Below are 14,279 nucleotides of genomic sequence, written 5' to 3'. Positions count from 1 at the left end.
CTTCCCGGACGAGCCGGGAAGGGGCTTTTTTGTTGCCGTATCGGCAACCGGATCAGAAGCCGACCGCGCCTTCGGCGACATGATCCACGATGATCAGGTGATTTTCCACGCGGGTGACGCCGGGTGTATTCTCCGCGGCGACGCGAATGGCGTCACGCTGCGCCTCGGTGCGGACGCTGCCCCAGAGATGCACGACGCCGTTGCGCACCACGATGTTTTCGCTGATCTCCGGCGCCCAGGGCTGCGCACGCAGGGTTTCCAGAAGCCGGTCGCGCACGACGCGGTCGTCCGCGGCGGCGGGGGAGACGTCCGGCGCGATGCTGGCGAGGACGTGCAGCAGGTTGGCGCGGCTGACGATGCCGACCAGCTTGCCGTTGTTCAGCACCGGAACGCGCTTGATGCGGTTGCCCTCCATCAGGCGGACGACCTCGTCGAGCGGGGTCTCCTCCGTGACGGAGATCAGCGACTCGGTCATCGCGTCGCGCACGTGGCGGCCGTGGGACTTGGTGTAGTCGGCGGCCTGGTTCGGCGCGCCCGCGAACATGGCGAGCCACCAGGAGGCCCGGCGCACCGTGCCGGTCTCCGTCCGTCGCAGCAGGTCGCCCTCGCTGATGACGCCGAGCAGGCGCCCGTTCGAATCGCAGACGGGCAGGCCGCTGATCCGGTTCTCCAGCATGCGCTTCGCGGCTTCGGTCACCGTGGCGTCGGGACCGATGGTGACCACCTGACGGGTCATGATGTCCGCAGCTTTCATGGCTTTCCTCCGTTTGCCTGATTCGTTGACCCAGCCAACATACACACACGAGAAGTGCGGTGAAACTGTCTGGTGTACGGTATACCAATTTGCCGCAGGGCAAATTCCACAGTCGGGCAAATTTTGCGGGCGGAGAAAAAAGAAGGCTCCGCTGGCAGGAAGCCGCGGAGCCGTCAGGTGGGGGAATCTACAGGGAGGAATGCGTGTAGTTCCAAGAACGTTTGTACCCCCAGCGATCCGCCGCAACCACGGTGGATTCGGTATACCAGTCATGCGGCATGTGGATACCGTATACGATATGCCAGAAAGCGGCAGAAGGCGCAGAATTGCCGGGCCGTGGCGGAGGAATCGTCGCGTCGTCGTTCATCGAAGAAACAGTCCGCGATCCGAACATATCCGCTTGTCATGAACTGGCATCTGGTATACCGTATCTCCAATCCAAGCCGCTTCCCTCTCCGGGGCAATGAAAGCGCGGCCCAAACCCCGTCAACCGGGGAAACCCCGGATCATTCCCAGGGGCGGAGAGAGAGGGACGGGAACGCCAATGCAGATGATGAGTTTCTCGGTCGCGCCACTGGATCAGGGGATGAGCTTCAAGGCCAAGGCCTACCAGGCGCTGCGCCAGGCCATCACCCAGATGGACATCTACGGCGGGCCGAGCGAGATCCGCCTCGACGAGCGCCAGCTCTGCGAGGCGCTGGGCGTCAGCCGCACCCCGGTGCGCGAGGCCATGGCGCTGCTGGAGCAGGAGGGCTTCATCCGCTCCATGCCCCGCCGCGGCATCTTCGTGGTCCGCAAGACCAAGGCGGAGATCATCGAGATGATCACCGTCTGCGCCGCCCTGGAGGGCATGGCCGCCCGCCTCTTCGTCGAGCGCGCCGACGAGCGCGGCATGGCCGACCTGCACGAGACCTTCGACCGCTTCGCCGAAGGCGAACTGGCCGACCACGTGCTGGAGTATTCCGACGCCAACGTCGCCTTCCACCAGTCGATCATCCAGGCCTCGGGCTGCACGCTCATCGCCGACCTGACCGACCGCTTCTTCATCCACATGCGGGCCATCCGCCGCGTCACCATGCGCCGCGGCGGCCGGGCCGAGACGTCCATCGTCGAGCACCGCGACATCATCGACGCCCTGACCCGGCGCGACGCCGACCTGGCCGAGCGGCGGGTGCGCGAGCACACGCTGGGGCTGGCCCGCCATGTCGAACAGCACTGCGATTTTCTCGATTGACCGATCGTGAACCGAATAAGAGTTGGGGAGGAGTAACCCTTATGTCAGCCGTCACAGTCCTCAACAACCAAGCCACGGCCGCCACCGATGCGGAACCGGCGCTGACGGATGGTTTCCAGCTCGTCATCGATGCCCTCAAGCTCAACGGCATCGAGAACCTCTACGTCGTGCCGGGCATCCCGATTTCCGACCTGCTGCGCATGGCCCAGGGCGAGGGGCTGCGAGTTCATCTCCTTCCGCCACGAGCAGAACGCCGGCAACGCCGCGGCGATCGCCGGCTTCCTGACCAAGAAGCCGGGCGTGTGCATGACCGTCTCGGCGCCGGGCTTCCTCAACGGCCTGACCGCGCTGGCCAACGCCACCACCAACTGCTTCCCGATGATCCTGATCTCCGGCTCGTCGGAGCGCGAGATCGTCGACCTGCAGCAGGGCGACTACGAGGAGATGGACCAGCTGGCCATCGCCAAGCCGCTGTGCAAGGCGGCCTTCCGCGTGCTGCACGCCCAGGACATCGGCATCGCCGTGGCCCGCGCGATCCGCGCCGCGGTGTCGGGCCGTCCGGGCGGCGTCTACCTCGACCTGCCGGCCAAGCTGTTCTCGCAGGTGATGGACGCCGCCGAGGGTGCCCGCTCGCTGGTCAAGGTGGTCGACGCCGCCCCGGCGCAGCTGCCCTCGCCGGACTCGGTGGCGCGCGCGCTGGAGGTGCTGAAGGGCGCCAAGCGGCCGCTGATCATCCTCGGCAAGGGCGCCGCCTATGCCCAGGCCGACGAGGCTGTGCGCGAACTGGTCGAGAAGAGCGGCATCCCGTTCCTGCCGATGAGCATGGCCAAGGGTCTGCTGCCCGACACCCACCCGCAGTCGGCCGGCGCGGCGCGCTCGATGGTGCTGAAGGACGCCGACGTGGTGGTCCTGGTGGGCGCGCGTCTGAACTGGCTGCTGTCGCACGGCAAGGGCAAGACCTGGGGCGAGCCGGGGTCGAAGACCTTCATCCAGATCGACATCGAGCCGCGCGAGATGGACAGCAACGTGGCGATCGTGGCGCCGCTGGTCGGCGACATCGGGTCGTGCGTGTCGGCCCTGACCGCCGGGATGGCGAAGGGCTGGACGCCGCCGCCGGCGGAGTGGACGGGGGCGGTGTCGGCGCGCAAGGAGGCGAACATCGCCAAGATGGCGCCCAAGCTGATGAGCAACGCCTCGCCGATGAACTTCCACGGCGCGCTGGGCGCGCTGCGCCGGGTGGTGCAGGAGCGGCCCGAGGCTCTGCTGGTGAACGAGGGTGCCAACACGCTGGACCTGGCGCGCGGGATCATCGACATGCACCAGCCGCGCAAGCGCCTGGACGTCGGGACCTGGGGCGTGATGGGCATCGGCATGGGCTTCGCGGTGGCCGCGGCGGTGGAGTCGGGCAAGCCGGTGCTGGCGGTTGAGGGCGACAGCGCCTTCGGCTTCTCGGGCATGGAGGTCGAGACGATCTGCCGCTACAACCTGCCGGTGTGCATCGTGGTGTTCAACAACAACGGCATCTACAAGGGGACGGACGTGAACCCGACGGGCGGGTCGGACCCGTCGCCGATGGTCTTCGTTCCGGACTCGCGCTACGACAAGATGATGGAGGCCTTCGGCGGCGCGGGCGTCAACGTGACGACGCCGGACGAGCTGTACCGCGCGGTCAGCGCGGCGATGGACAGCGGCCGGCCGACGCTGATCAACGCGGTGATCGACCCCAACGCCGGGTCGGAGAGCGGCAACATCGGCAGCCTCAACCCCACCAGCGCCGTTCGCAAGGGTCCCAAGACCTGACGATCGAGCGGTAACCAAGGACGCCGGTTCTCCGGTTCCAGGCCGGGCGGCCCTGCCAGCGAGGGGTGGGGTCGCCCTTTTCAGACACAGAGCACCACCGGGAGGAACGACGATGGGAAAAGCTCTTGAAGGCGTGCGGGTTCTGGACTTTACCCATGTTCAGTCGGGTCCGACCTGCACGCAGCTTCTGGCGTGGTTCGGCGCCGACGTGATCAAGGTCGAGCGTCCAGGCGAGGGCGACATCACGCGCGGCCAGCTCCGCGACGTGCCCGAGGCCGACAGCCTCTACTTCACCATGCTGAACCACAACAAGCGGTCCATCACGCTGGACACCAAGAACCCGGACGGCAAGCGCGTCCTGGAGGATCTGGTGCGCATCTGCGACGTGATGGTCGAGAATTTCGCCCCCGGCGTGCTCGACCGCATGGGCCTGACCTGGGAGCGCATCCAGGAGCTGAACCCCCGCATCATCGTCGCTTCGGTCAAGGGCTTCGGCCCCGGTCCCTACGAGGACTGCAAGGTCTACGAGAACGTCGCGCAGTGCGCCGGCGGCTCGGCTTCGACGACCGGCTTTGACGACGGCCCGCCGATGGTCACCGGCGCCCAGATCGGCGACAGCGGCACCGGCCTGCATCTGGCGCTGGGCATCGTGACGGCGCTCTACCAGCGCACCCAGACCGGGCGCGGCCAGAAGGTGCTGGCGGCCATGCAGGACGCCGTGCTGAACCTCTGCCGCGTCAAGCTGCGCGACCAGCAGCGGCTGGAGCGCGGCCCACTGAAAGAGTACCCGCAGTACCCCAACGGCGAGTTCGGCGACACCGTGCCGCGCGCCGGCAACGCCTCGGGCGGCGGCCAGCCGGGCTGGATCCTGAAGTGCAAGGGCTGGGAGACCGATCCCAACGCCTACATCTATTTCATCACCCAGGCGCCCGTGTGGGCGAAGATCTGCGACGTCATCGGCAAGCCGGAATGGGTCACCGATCCGGACTACGCGACGCCCGCCGCGCGCCTGCCGCGCCTGAAGGACATCTTCGCGACCGTCGAAGAATGGACCATGACCAAGACGAAGTTCGAGGTCATGGAGATCCTGAACAAGTACGACATCCCCTGCGGCCCCATCCTGTCGATGAAGGAGCTGGCGGAGGATCAGTCGCTGCGCGAGACCGGCACCATCGTCGAGGTCGATCACCCGACGCGCGGCAAGTACCTGACGGTCGGCAACCCGATCAAGCTGTCGGACAGCCCGACCGAGGTCACGCGGTCGCCGCTGCTGGGCGAACACACCGACGAGATCCTGCGCGAGGTGCTCGGCTTCGACGAACGCCGCATCGGCGAGGTTCGCGACAGCGGCGCGCTGGGGCTGGTCGTTCCCCGCATGGCCGCCGAGTAAAGACAGCCGTGGCAGGGGCGTCCCGTCGGGACGCCCGTTCCATGCAGCACGGATAACAGGCGCACGCAGTCCCGAAGAGCGGGGGCGTTGACGCATACATCCGGTGAGCCGCAGGCTCACACCGTTATTCTTCCACGGATTCAGCACAGGACGCAGGGTGCCGGCGCGGAAAGCGTCAGCGCCGATGCCGGCCTGCGCCCCGCACCCTTCCATTTTAAACACCCGAAGACAGCCATGAACATCCATGAGTATCAGGCCAAGGGCCTGCTGAAGACGTACGGCGTCGCGGTGCCCCGCGGCGGCGTCGCGTTCTCTCCCGAGGAGGCTGAGAGCGTTGCCCGCGAGCTGGGTGGCCCGGTGTGGGTCGTGAAGTCGCAGATCCATGCTGGCGGCCGCGGCGCCGGCCGCTTCAAGGGCAACCCCGAGGGCAAGGGCGGCGTCCGCGTCGTCAAGTCCGTCGAGGAGGTCGGCAAGAACGCCGCCGAGATGCTGAACCACGTGCTGGTCACCAAGCAGACCGGTGCGGAAGGCCGCGAGGTCAAGCGCCTCTACGTCGAGGAAGGCGCCGACATCAAGCGCGAGCTGTATCTCGGCATGCTCGTCGACCGCGCCACCGGCCGCGTCACCATCATGGCGTCCACCGAAGGCGGCATGGAGATCGAGGAGGTCGCCCACAACACGCCGGAGAAGATCGTCAAGGTCGCCGTCGATCCGGCCACCGGCATCCAGGGCTATCACACCCGCAAGGTCGCCTTCGCGCTCGGCCTCGAAGGCAAGCAGGTCGGGGCGGCGGCGAAGTTCCTGACCGCCATGTACCGCGCGTTCACCGAGCTGGACTGCGCGATCGTCGAGATCAACCCGCTGATCGTCACCGGCTCAGGCGAGATCCTGGCGCTCGACGCCAAGATGGCCTTCGACGACAACGCCCTGTTCCGTCACAAGGACGTCGAGGAGCTGCGCGACGAGGCCGAGGAAGATCCGGCCGAGATCGAGGCGGCCAAGCACAGCCTCAACTACGTCAAACTGGACGGCAACATCGGCTGCATGGTCAACGGCGCCGGCCTGGCGATGGCGACCATGGACATCATCAAGCTGTACGGCGGCGAGCCGGCCAACTTCCTCGATGTCGGCGGCGGCGCCACGAAGGAGCGCGTCACCGCGGCCTTCAAGCTGATCCTCTCCGACCCGAACGTCGAAGGCATCCTGGTCAACATCTTCGGCGGCATCATGCGCTGCGACGTCATCGCCGAAGGCGTGGTCGCGGCGGCCCGCGAGGTGCACCTGCACGTTCCGCTGGTCGTCCGTCTGGAAGGCACGAACGTCGAGCTGGGCAAGAAGATCCTCAGCGAGTCCGGTCTGCCGATCCTCTCGGCCGACAACCTCGCCGACGCCGCCGACAAGGTGGTCAAGGCCGTGAAGGAGGCCGCGTGAGATGGCTGTTCTCGTCGATAAGAACACGAAGGTGATCTGCCAGGGCTTCACCGGCGCCCAGGGCACCTTCCATTCCGAGCAGGCGATCGCCTACGGCACCAAGATGGTCGGCGGCGTCACCCCGGGCAAGGGCGGCACCAAGCACCTCGACCTGCCGGTCTTCGACACGGTGGCCGACGCGGTCGAGAAGACCGGCGCCAACGCCAGCGTCATCTACGTGCCGCCGCCGTTCGCGGCCGACGCCATCCTGGAGGCGATCGACGCCGAGATCCCGCTGGTGGTGTGCATCACCGAGGGCATCCCGGTGCTCGACATGGTGCGCGTCAAGCGGGCGCTGGGCAACTCCAAGACCCGGCTGATCGGGCCGAACTGCCCGGGCATCATCACGCCCGACGAGTGCAAGATCGGCATCATGCCGGGCCACATCCACAAGCGCGGCAAGATCGGCATCGTCTCGCGCTCGGGGACGCTGACCTACGAGGCGGTGGCGCAGACCACCGCGGCGGGGCTGGGCCAGACGACCTGCATCGGCATCGGCGGCGACCCGGTGAACGGGACGAACTTCGTGGACAGCCTGGAGCTGTTCCTGAAGGACCCGGAGACCGAGGGCATCATCATGATCGGCGAGATCGGCGGCGACGCCGAGGTCAAGGGCGCGGAGTTCATCCGCGACTCCGGGACGAAGAAGCCGGTCGTCGGCTTCATCGCCGGACGCACCGCGCCTCCGGGCCGCCGCATGGGCCATGCCGGTGCGGTGATCTCCGGCGGCAACGACACCGCGGACTTCAAGATCGAGTTCATGAAGTCCGTCGGCATCGCCGTCGCCGACAGCCCTGCCAGCCTGGGTTCCACCATGCTGAAGGTCTTCAAGGGCTGATCCGTTTTCGTCGCAGTGGTGTTTTCCCCGAAGTGACTGACCGCGCCGGCGACGGCGCGGTCTTCTTTGTTGTGTATTCAAAATGAAATGTGGCTGTTTCCGCAATGTGGAAAGCCATCGGAGAAGCGTTGCGGTGAGTGGTCTGACCAGTCATCTTGGTCTTGCACAGGGTGCTTCACCCTTTGTATCGGGCGGGTTGTTGCTCTGCATTTATGCGAGCCTCTCGAAATCACTGGCCGTGCTGGCAACAGCACGGCCATTTTTTTGCGCTTACCGATCGATCGTCCGGGCGAGGGCGAGGAAGCCGGCGATGTAGTCCACGCTTTCCTCGCCGCGGCGGACGCCGAGATGAATGCTCTTGCCGATCCCCTCGCTCCCCAGCCGCACGCAGCGGACGGGCAGGCCGGCGCCGTCCTCCCGCACCAGCCAGTCCGGCAGGACGGTGACCCCGCGCCGGGCGGCGACGAGCTGGAGCATCAGGTCGGTCAACTCCGCGGTCTTGTGGCGAAGCGGACGGCAGTGGGCGGGGACGAGGAAGCGGGTGTAGACGTCCAGCCGCTCCAGGCTGACCGGGACCGTGATCAGTTCCTCCGCACGCAGGTCTTCGGGCTGCGCCACACCCCGCGCGGCAAGCGGATGCGCGTCATGCACCACGAGGACGAGTTCGTAGTCGAAGACCGGCGTGAACAGGACATCGGCGGCTTCGATGGGGTCGGGCGTGATCAGCAGATCGATTTCGTTGTCGAGCAGCGCGCCCAGGCCGTCGAAGCGGAAGGCGGTGCGGACCTCGAAATCCACGTCCGGCCATTGCGTGAGATAGCGGGCGGTCATCCGCATCAGCCAAGCCTGGCAGGGATGGCATTCCATGCCCACCCGGAACGCCCCGCGGCGGCCCGACGCGAAATCGGCGAGAATCCGTTCGGCGTGCTCGAACTGCGGCAGCAGGCGCTGCGCCAACGCCAGAAGATGCCCGCCGGCCTGGGTGAAGCGGAGGCTCCGCCCTCTCTTCGTCCAGATTTCGACGCCGCAGCGCTCTTGGAATTTGCGCATCGTGTGGCTCAGCGCCGACTGGCTGAGATTCAGGCGTTCGGCGGCGGCGGTGACGCTGCCCGCCCGATCCACCTCCCGGAGGATCGCGAGTATCTGGCGATCAAGCATTCATGACTCCGGCTCATCCAATCATGAAAACATACCACTTCTATTCATGATGGCGGGTCGGTAAGCCTGGGGCAACTGTTACAGAGCCAGTCCCGAGAACCGTCATGAGCCAAGCCGACACCAACTTTTACGCGCACGGGACAGCGAACGTTCTGCGGCTGGCGACCGCGCAGGCGCTGGCCGGCGCCAATGCGGTGGTGGTCTATGCGACGGGCGCCATCGTCGGGAACACGCTGGCTCCCAGCCCGGCGCTGGCCACGCTGCCGCTCTCCGTCTTCGTCGTGGGCATGGCGGTCTGCACCATTCCCGCCGGGGCCATCGCCCGGCGGCATGGGCGGCGCGCCGCCTTCCTGGCGGGGACGGGCTGCGGTGTGCTCGTCGGGCTGCTGTCCGCCCTGGCGGTGATTCTGGGGAGCTTCTGGCTGTTCTGCGCGGCGATGATTCCCGGGGGCGCCTACGCCGCCGTGGTTCTGTCCTTCCGCTTCGCCGCGACCGATTGTGTCGAACCGGAGCGGCGGCCGCGGGCGATGTCGGCCGTGATGGCCGGAGGGGTGTTCGCCGGGGTGATCGGACCGCAGCTCGTCACCGTCACCATGGATGTCTGGCCGCCGCACCTTTTCCTGGCGACCTTCTTCGCCCAGGCCGCCGTGGCAGCACTGTCCGCTCTGGTGCTGGTCGGCGTGCGGCTGCCGATGCCGACCGCGGCGGAAGCCGCCGGGGGACGGCCGCTTGGCGTCATCGCGCGCCAGCCGCGATTCGTCACCGCCGTGCTGTGCGGGGTCGTCTCCTATCTTCTGATGAACTTCATCATGACGGCGGCACCGCTGGCGATGCGGCTGTGCGGCCTGTCCCAGGAGGTGTCCAACCTCGGCCTGCAATGGCATGTGATCGCCATGTACGCCCCGAGCTTCGTCACCGGGCGGCTGGTCGAACGGTTCGGCCCGTCCCGGATCGTGTTCGCCGGCCTGGGCCTGATCGCCGCCTCCGCCGCGGTCGGGCTGGGGGGCATCGACGTGGTGAGTTTCTGGGTCAGCCTGATCCTGCTGGGGGTCGGCTGGAACTTCGGCTTCCTGGGAGCCTCCGCGCTCGTTCTGGAGTGCCACCGTCCGGAGGAGAAGACGCAGGTACAGTCGCTCAACGACTTCATTGTGTTCGGCACGATGGCGGTGGGGTCCTTTGCGTCGGGCGGGCTGCTGGCCGCCTTCGGCTGGGATTCGGTGCTGTGGGTGTCCTTCATTCCGCTGGCGGCGGCCATAGCGGCGCTCGCTGTCACCGCCTCGTCCCGCGCTGCCTCCGCGGCTGCCTGAGGCCGCTCGTCCTCTCCTTTCCGCGACCGCACTGAGCACCATCGGGTCCCGTCCTCAGGGCGGGGCCAACCCTCTCGATTGTCCGGCTTTCGAAAGCCCGAAAAATTTTTGGATGAAAAGGGCAACACGCCAAAAGTTCGTGTTGCCAACAATCATGTCTCTGGCATACCATATGCCGTATCTGGAGCGCCACGAACGCAGGGACGGCGTGACCGGCTCTCCAGCTCATCATTGAACCATGACTCACATCGGCACGGAACAAGGCCGCCCATGACGCGGCGATGCGGACGCTCGCTCGGACGCCGCTCGCCCGCCCAAGGGGACCCTCATGCCCGGTATCAAAGCGTCGCAATCCCACGGGAGGGAATGATGGTTGGATCGACAGAATCCCAGAGGCCAGCTTTTAACAGTTCCGGCGGCTCGCAGGCGCCCATCTCCGAAGGCGCGCGCTGGATGCAGATCGTCGTCGGCATCGTCTGCATGGTCGCCGCGGCCAACATCCAGTACGCCTGGACGCTCTTCGTGCCGGAAATCCAGGCCACCCATGGCTGGACCCGCGCTTCGATCCAGACCGCCTTCACCGTCTTCGTCGTCGTCCAGACCTGGCTGACCCCCATCGAAGGCTACTTCATCGACCGTTACGGCCCCCGCGCCATCGTCGCCTTCGGCGGCGTGATGACCGGCCTCTCCTGGATCATCGACAGCTACGCCGGCTCGCTCGGCATGCTCTATGTCGGTTCGGCCATCGGCGGCATCGGCGTCGGCTGCGTCTACGCCACCTGCGTCAACAGCGCGTTGAAGTGGTTCCCGGACAAGCGCGGCCTTGCCGTCGGCCTGACCGCGGGCGGCTACGGCGCCGGCTCGGCCGTGACGATCCTGCCGATCGCCAACATGATCCACTCCTCGGGCTATCAGGCGACCTTCTTCTGGTTCGGCCTGCTGCAGGGCACGATCATCCTCATCGCCGCCTACTTCCTGCGCGCCCCGCAGAAGGATCAGGTGAAGGCCTCGACCAAGGTCCTGCAGTCCCGCCGCGACTATACGCTCAAGGAAGCGCTGCAGACGCCGGTCTTCTGGGTCATGATGGTCATGTTCATCTGCACCGTCTCGGGCGGTCTGATGGCGGTGGCCCAGCTCGGCGTGATCGCCCACGATCTGGGCGTGAAGGAAGCCCCGATCAGCCTGTTCGGCATCACCATGGCGGCTCTGCCCTTCGCGCTGATGCTCGACCGCGTGATGAACGGCATCTCCCGTCCGCTGTTCGGCTTCGTCTCCGACCACATCGGCCGTGAAGCGACCATGTTCATCGCCTTCACCTTTGAAGGCCTCGGCATCCTGATGCTCAGCCGCTTCGGCCACGACCCGATCATGTTCCTGATCCTGTCGGGTCTGGTGTTCCTGGCCTGGGGCGAAGTGTACAGCCTGTTCAGCGCCACCTCGGCGGACACCTTCGGCACCAAGCATGCGGCGAAGATCTACGGCGTGCTGTACTGCGCCAAGGGCGTCGCGGCCCTGCTGGTCCCGCTGGGCAACCTGCTGATGGAAGCCACCGGCACCTGGGCGACCGTGCTCTACATCTGCGCCACCATGGACCTCATCGCGGCCTTCTGCGCCATCGCGATCCTGCGGCCCATGCTGCGCAAGCACCACGCCCGCAACGCCGAACTCGCCGCCCAGCAGGGTGCGGGTGGGCTGGCGGTGCAGCCCGGCCACTGATTGGCCCGCGAAGTTTCAGTTTCTTGTCTCGAATGACGGCCGCCGCGCGCACCCCGCGCGGCGGCCTTCTTTCATTCCAGGAAGAAGGGACGGTTGTGGCCCTCGCCGGACTGGTTGAAGCGGTCCGACGACCAGAGGCCGTCCGGTTGCTCGTCCTGCGGATCGGAAGTCCACTCGTCGTCCTCCCGCATCAGCAAAGTCAGGCCGTGGCCCATCAGGCCGGCCAGGGCGACGAAGGCGATCATCTGGGATTCGAGCATGGGACAGGCTCCGGGCACTCGGGAGGGGGCGTTGCTTCTTGTTGTTGTGATGCAGCATAGGGGGCCGGCTCAGGCTGCGCAATAGGATTTTGTATACCAGATAATGGATACCAGAATCGCGCCAATTGTATTGATCGGGTGGGATTCGCCGTGAATCGCGCCTTGAATAGCGTTGACGTGGGTGGGGCGGATGGTTCAGCATGGCGACGTTCCAAGGGGAGCCCCATAGCACGGGGCTGAGATGATGCCGTAAGGCGCCGAACCCTTTGAACCTGATCCGGGTCGTACCGGCGTAGGGACAGGAACAAACGGGCCATGGTCACGCGCATCCCCATTGCGCACCCCTCCATGGGGACCGCTCCGGTCGTCCGTTCTGCCGCTCCGTCACACCCGGGTCTCCAACGATCCTATGTGCGATGGAGATCCACAGCAGATGCCCGACACTCTTCCCCCCGCTTCCCAGAAGGCCGCGCCGTCCGACCATTTCTCGGTGACGACCGGCCCGCTGCCGTCGTCCAGCAAGGTCCATGTGGCCGGGGAGCGCTTCCCCGACCTGCGCGTGGCGATGCGCGACATCCATGTCGGCGGCGGCGAGCCACCGGTGCGCGTCTACGACACCTCCGGCCCCTACAGCGATCCCGCCGTGCAGACCGACATCCGCCGCGGCTTGGCCGAACTGCGCCGCTCCTGGATCGAGGCCCGCGGCGACGTCGAGGCCTATGAGGGCCGCGAGGTCCGTCCGGAGGACGACGGGCTGCGCGTCGGCGAGACGCGCGCCGTGCCCGTCTTCGACCGCGCCGGGCGCCGTCCGCTGCGCGGCAAGCCGGGCCGGGCGGTCACGCAGATGGCCTATGCCCGAGCCGGCATCGTCACGCCGGAGATGGAATACATCGCCGTTCGCGAGAATCTGGGCCGCCAGCGGCTGGCCGAGGCGGCGGCGCGGGATGGTGACGACTTCGGCGCCTCCATCCCCGACCATGTGACCCCGGAGTTCGTCCGCGACGAGGTGGCGCGCGGGCGGGCGATCATCCCGTCCAACATCAACCACCCCGAATCGGAGCCGATGATCATCGGCCGCAACTTCCTCACCAAGATCAACGCGAACATCGGCAACTCCGCCGTCGCGTCCTCGGTGGGGGAGGAGGTCGACAAGATGGTCTGGTCGATCCGCTGGGGCGCCGACACCGTGATGGACCTGTCCACCGGCCGCAACATCCACACCACCCGCGAATGGATCCTGCGCAACAGCCCTGTTCCGATCGGCACCGTGCCGATCTACCAGGCGCTGGAGAAGGTCGGCGGCAAGGCCGAGGACCTGACCTGGGAGATCTTCCGCGACACGCTGATCGAGCAGGCGGAGCAGGGGGTGGACTATTTCACCATCCACGCCGGCATCCGTCTGGCGCACATCCCGCTGACCGCCAAGCGCACCACGGGCATCGTGTCGCGCGGCGGCTCGATCATGGCGAAATGGTGCCTGTCCCACCACCGCGAGAGCTTCCTCTACGAGCGGTTCGAGGAGATCTGCGAGATCATGAAGGCGTACGACGTCGCCTTCTCGCTGGGTGACGGGCTGCGCCCCGGCTCCATCGCCGACGCCAACGACGCCGCCCAGTTCGCCGAGCTGGAGACGCTGGGCGAACTGACCAAGATCGCCTGGAAGCACGACGTGCAGGTGATGATCGAGGGGCCGGGCCATGTGCCCATGCACAAGATCAAGGCCAACGTCGACAAGCAGCTGGCGCTGTGCGGCGAGGCGCCCTTCTACACGCTCGGGCCGCTGACCACCGACATCGCGCCGGGCTACGACCACATCACCAGCGCCATCGGAGCCGCCATGATCGGCTGGTTCGGCACGGCGATGCTCTGCTATGTCACGCCCAAGGAGCATCTGGGGCTGCCGGACCGCGACGACGTCAAGGTGGGCGTGGTCACCTACAAGATCGCCGCCCACGCCGCCGACCTCGCCAAGGGCCATCCCGGCGCCCAGGAACGCGACGACGCCCTGTCGCGCGCCCGCTTCGAGTTCCGCTGGCGCGACCAGTTCCATCTGTCGCTGGACCCCGAGACGGCAGAGCGCTTCCACGACCAGACCCTTCCGGCGGAGGGGGCGAAGGTCGCGCATTTCTGTTCGATGTGCGGGCCGAAGTTCTGCTCGATGAAGATCACGCAGGAGGTGCGGGAGTACGCCAACTCCGGCATGGCCGAGATGTCGGAGAGCTTCCGCGCCAAGGGCGGGGAGATTTATTTGGAGGAGGGGCAGGCGGCGGACTGACCTCCCGAATCGAAAAGGGGACGCCCTCACGGGCGCCCCCTCGCTTCGGCTCCTTCCCCAAGCGGGGGGAAAGGGGA

The 14,279-nt window shown here is 66.7% G+C and carries 12 protein-coding genes and 1 riboswitch; of the genes, 8 read left to right on the top strand and 4 right to left on the bottom strand.

What is annotated here, in order from left to right:
- Positions 1-52: 52 nt before the first annotated feature.
- Positions 53-754, bottom strand: coding sequence for a CBS domain-containing protein (locus tag ACWPN7_RS11775; protein ID WP_014240280.1), 702 nt, complete (start codon positions 752-754; stop codon positions 53-55).
- Positions 755-1,298: 544 nt separating this feature from the next.
- On the opposite strand from ACWPN7_RS11775, the gene ACWPN7_RS11770 reads away from it, so the two are divergent.
- Positions 1,299-1,988 carry a GntR family transcriptional regulator gene (locus ACWPN7_RS11770; protein ID WP_038528128.1) on the top strand — a complete coding sequence of 230 codons (690 nt, stop codon included), beginning with the start codon at positions 1,299-1,301 and terminating at the stop codon, positions 1,986-1,988.
- 44 nt (positions 1,989-2,032) lie between these two features.
- Here ACWPN7_RS11770 and ACWPN7_RS11765 read toward each other — a convergent pair whose 3' ends face one another.
- Positions 2,033-2,296, bottom strand: a complete 264-nt coding sequence (locus ACWPN7_RS11765) for a hypothetical protein (RefSeq protein WP_492273493.1) — start codon at positions 2,294-2,296, stop codon at positions 2,033-2,035.
- Here ACWPN7_RS11765 and oxc point away from each other — a divergent pair.
- The 4 genes from oxc (at position 2,217) to sucD (ending at position 7,486) form a co-directional block, all read left to right on the top strand.
- A complete protein-coding gene (gene oxc / locus ACWPN7_RS11760) occupies positions 2,217-3,788 on the top strand; it encodes an oxalyl-CoA decarboxylase (protein ID WP_492273486.1) in 1,572 nt (523 codons plus the stop codon). The two genes, ACWPN7_RS11765 and oxc, sit on opposite strands and share 80 nt — an antisense overlap.
- Positions 3,789-3,900: 112 nt before the next feature.
- A complete protein-coding gene (gene frc / locus ACWPN7_RS11755) occupies positions 3,901-5,178 on the top strand; it encodes a formyl-CoA transferase (RefSeq protein WP_038528124.1) in 1,278 nt (425 codons plus the stop codon).
- Between the two features lie 234 nt (positions 5,179-5,412).
- Positions 5,413-6,609, top strand: coding sequence for an ADP-forming succinate--CoA ligase subunit beta (gene sucC, locus ACWPN7_RS11750; RefSeq protein WP_492273288.1), 1,197 nt, complete (start codon positions 5,413-5,415; stop codon positions 6,607-6,609).
- 1 nt (position 6,610) lies between these two features.
- Positions 6,611-7,486: a succinate--CoA ligase subunit alpha gene (sucD, locus tag ACWPN7_RS11745; protein WP_014241630.1), complete on the top strand. Its 876-nt coding sequence runs from the start codon at positions 6,611-6,613 to the stop codon at positions 7,484-7,486.
- A 270-nt stretch (positions 7,487-7,756) separates the two neighbouring features.
- Here the strand turns inward: sucD and ACWPN7_RS11740 are convergent, their stop codons facing one another.
- Positions 7,757-8,644: a LysR family transcriptional regulator gene (locus tag ACWPN7_RS11740; protein WP_492273287.1), complete on the bottom strand. Its 888-nt coding sequence runs from the start codon at positions 8,642-8,644 to the stop codon at positions 7,757-7,759.
- 104 nt (positions 8,645-8,748) lie between these two features.
- Here ACWPN7_RS11740 and ACWPN7_RS11735 point away from each other — a divergent pair, with 104 nt between their 5' ends.
- Positions 8,749-9,951, top strand: coding sequence for an MFS transporter (locus ACWPN7_RS11735; protein ID WP_459198056.1), 1,203 nt, complete (start codon positions 8,749-8,751; stop codon positions 9,949-9,951).
- 453 nt (positions 9,952-10,404) lie between these two features.
- A complete protein-coding gene (oxlT, locus tag ACWPN7_RS11730; protein ID WP_149651612.1) occupies positions 10,405-11,667 on the top strand; it encodes an oxalate/formate MFS antiporter in 1,263 nt (420 codons plus the stop codon).
- A 71-nt stretch (positions 11,668-11,738) separates the two neighbouring features.
- Here the strand turns inward: oxlT and ACWPN7_RS11725 are convergent, their stop codons facing one another.
- Positions 11,739-11,927 carry a hypothetical protein gene (locus tag ACWPN7_RS11725; RefSeq protein ID WP_038528112.1) on the bottom strand — a complete coding sequence of 63 codons (189 nt, stop codon included), beginning with the start codon at positions 11,925-11,927 and terminating at the stop codon, positions 11,739-11,741.
- A gap of 204 nt (positions 11,928-12,131) precedes the next feature.
- A riboswitch (TPP riboswitch) is annotated at positions 12,132-12,244 on the top strand.
- A 116-nt stretch (positions 12,245-12,360) separates the two neighbouring features.
- Between ACWPN7_RS11725 and thiC the strand changes: the two genes are divergently transcribed.
- The gene (thiC, locus tag ACWPN7_RS11720; RefSeq protein ID WP_407824788.1) at positions 12,361-14,202 is read left to right on the top strand and encodes a phosphomethylpyrimidine synthase ThiC; all 1,842 of its coding nucleotides are present in this window, start codon (positions 12,361-12,363) and stop codon (positions 14,200-14,202) included.
- Positions 14,203-14,279: the final 77 nt, after the last annotated feature.

Source organism: Azospirillum sp. UENF 312511, assembly GCF_058780635.1.
Note: the sequence above shows the minus strand (reverse complement) of the source record. Positions and strands in the feature narration are given on the sequence as shown.

What these genes read in the sequence shown, in the direction of transcription:
- ACWPN7_RS11775 (WP_014240280.1), bottom strand. Translation starts at nt 754, where the DNA reads ATGAAAGCTGCGGACATCATGACCCGTCAGGTGGTCACCATCGGTCCC.
- ACWPN7_RS11770 (WP_038528128.1), top strand. Translation starts at nt 1,299, where the DNA reads ATGCAGATGATGAGTTTCTCGGTCGCGCCACTGGATCAGGGGATGAGC.
- ACWPN7_RS11765 (WP_492273493.1), bottom strand. Translation starts at nt 2,296, where the DNA reads ATGCACACGCCCGGCTTCTTGGTCAGGAAGCCGGCGATCGCCGCGGCG.
- frc (WP_038528124.1), top strand. Translation starts at nt 3,901, where the DNA reads ATGGGAAAAGCTCTTGAAGGCGTGCGGGTTCTGGACTTTACCCATGTT.
- sucC (WP_492273288.1), top strand. Translation starts at nt 5,413, where the DNA reads ATGAACATCCATGAGTATCAGGCCAAGGGCCTGCTGAAGACGTACGGC.
- sucD (WP_014241630.1), top strand. Translation starts at nt 6,611, where the DNA reads ATGGCTGTTCTCGTCGATAAGAACACGAAGGTGATCTGCCAGGGCTTC.
- ACWPN7_RS11740 (WP_492273287.1), bottom strand. Translation starts at nt 8,644, where the DNA reads ATGCTTGATCGCCAGATACTCGCGATCCTCCGGGAGGTGGATCGGGCG.
- ACWPN7_RS11735 (WP_459198056.1), top strand. Translation starts at nt 8,749, where the DNA reads ATGAGCCAAGCCGACACCAACTTTTACGCGCACGGGACAGCGAACGTT.
- oxlT (WP_149651612.1), top strand. Translation starts at nt 10,405, where the DNA reads ATGCAGATCGTCGTCGGCATCGTCTGCATGGTCGCCGCGGCCAACATC.
- ACWPN7_RS11725 (WP_038528112.1), bottom strand. Translation starts at nt 11,927, where the DNA reads ATGCTCGAATCCCAGATGATCGCCTTCGTCGCCCTGGCCGGCCTGATG.
- thiC (WP_407824788.1), top strand. Translation starts at nt 12,361, where the DNA reads ATGCCCGACACTCTTCCCCCCGCTTCCCAGAAGGCCGCGCCGTCCGAC.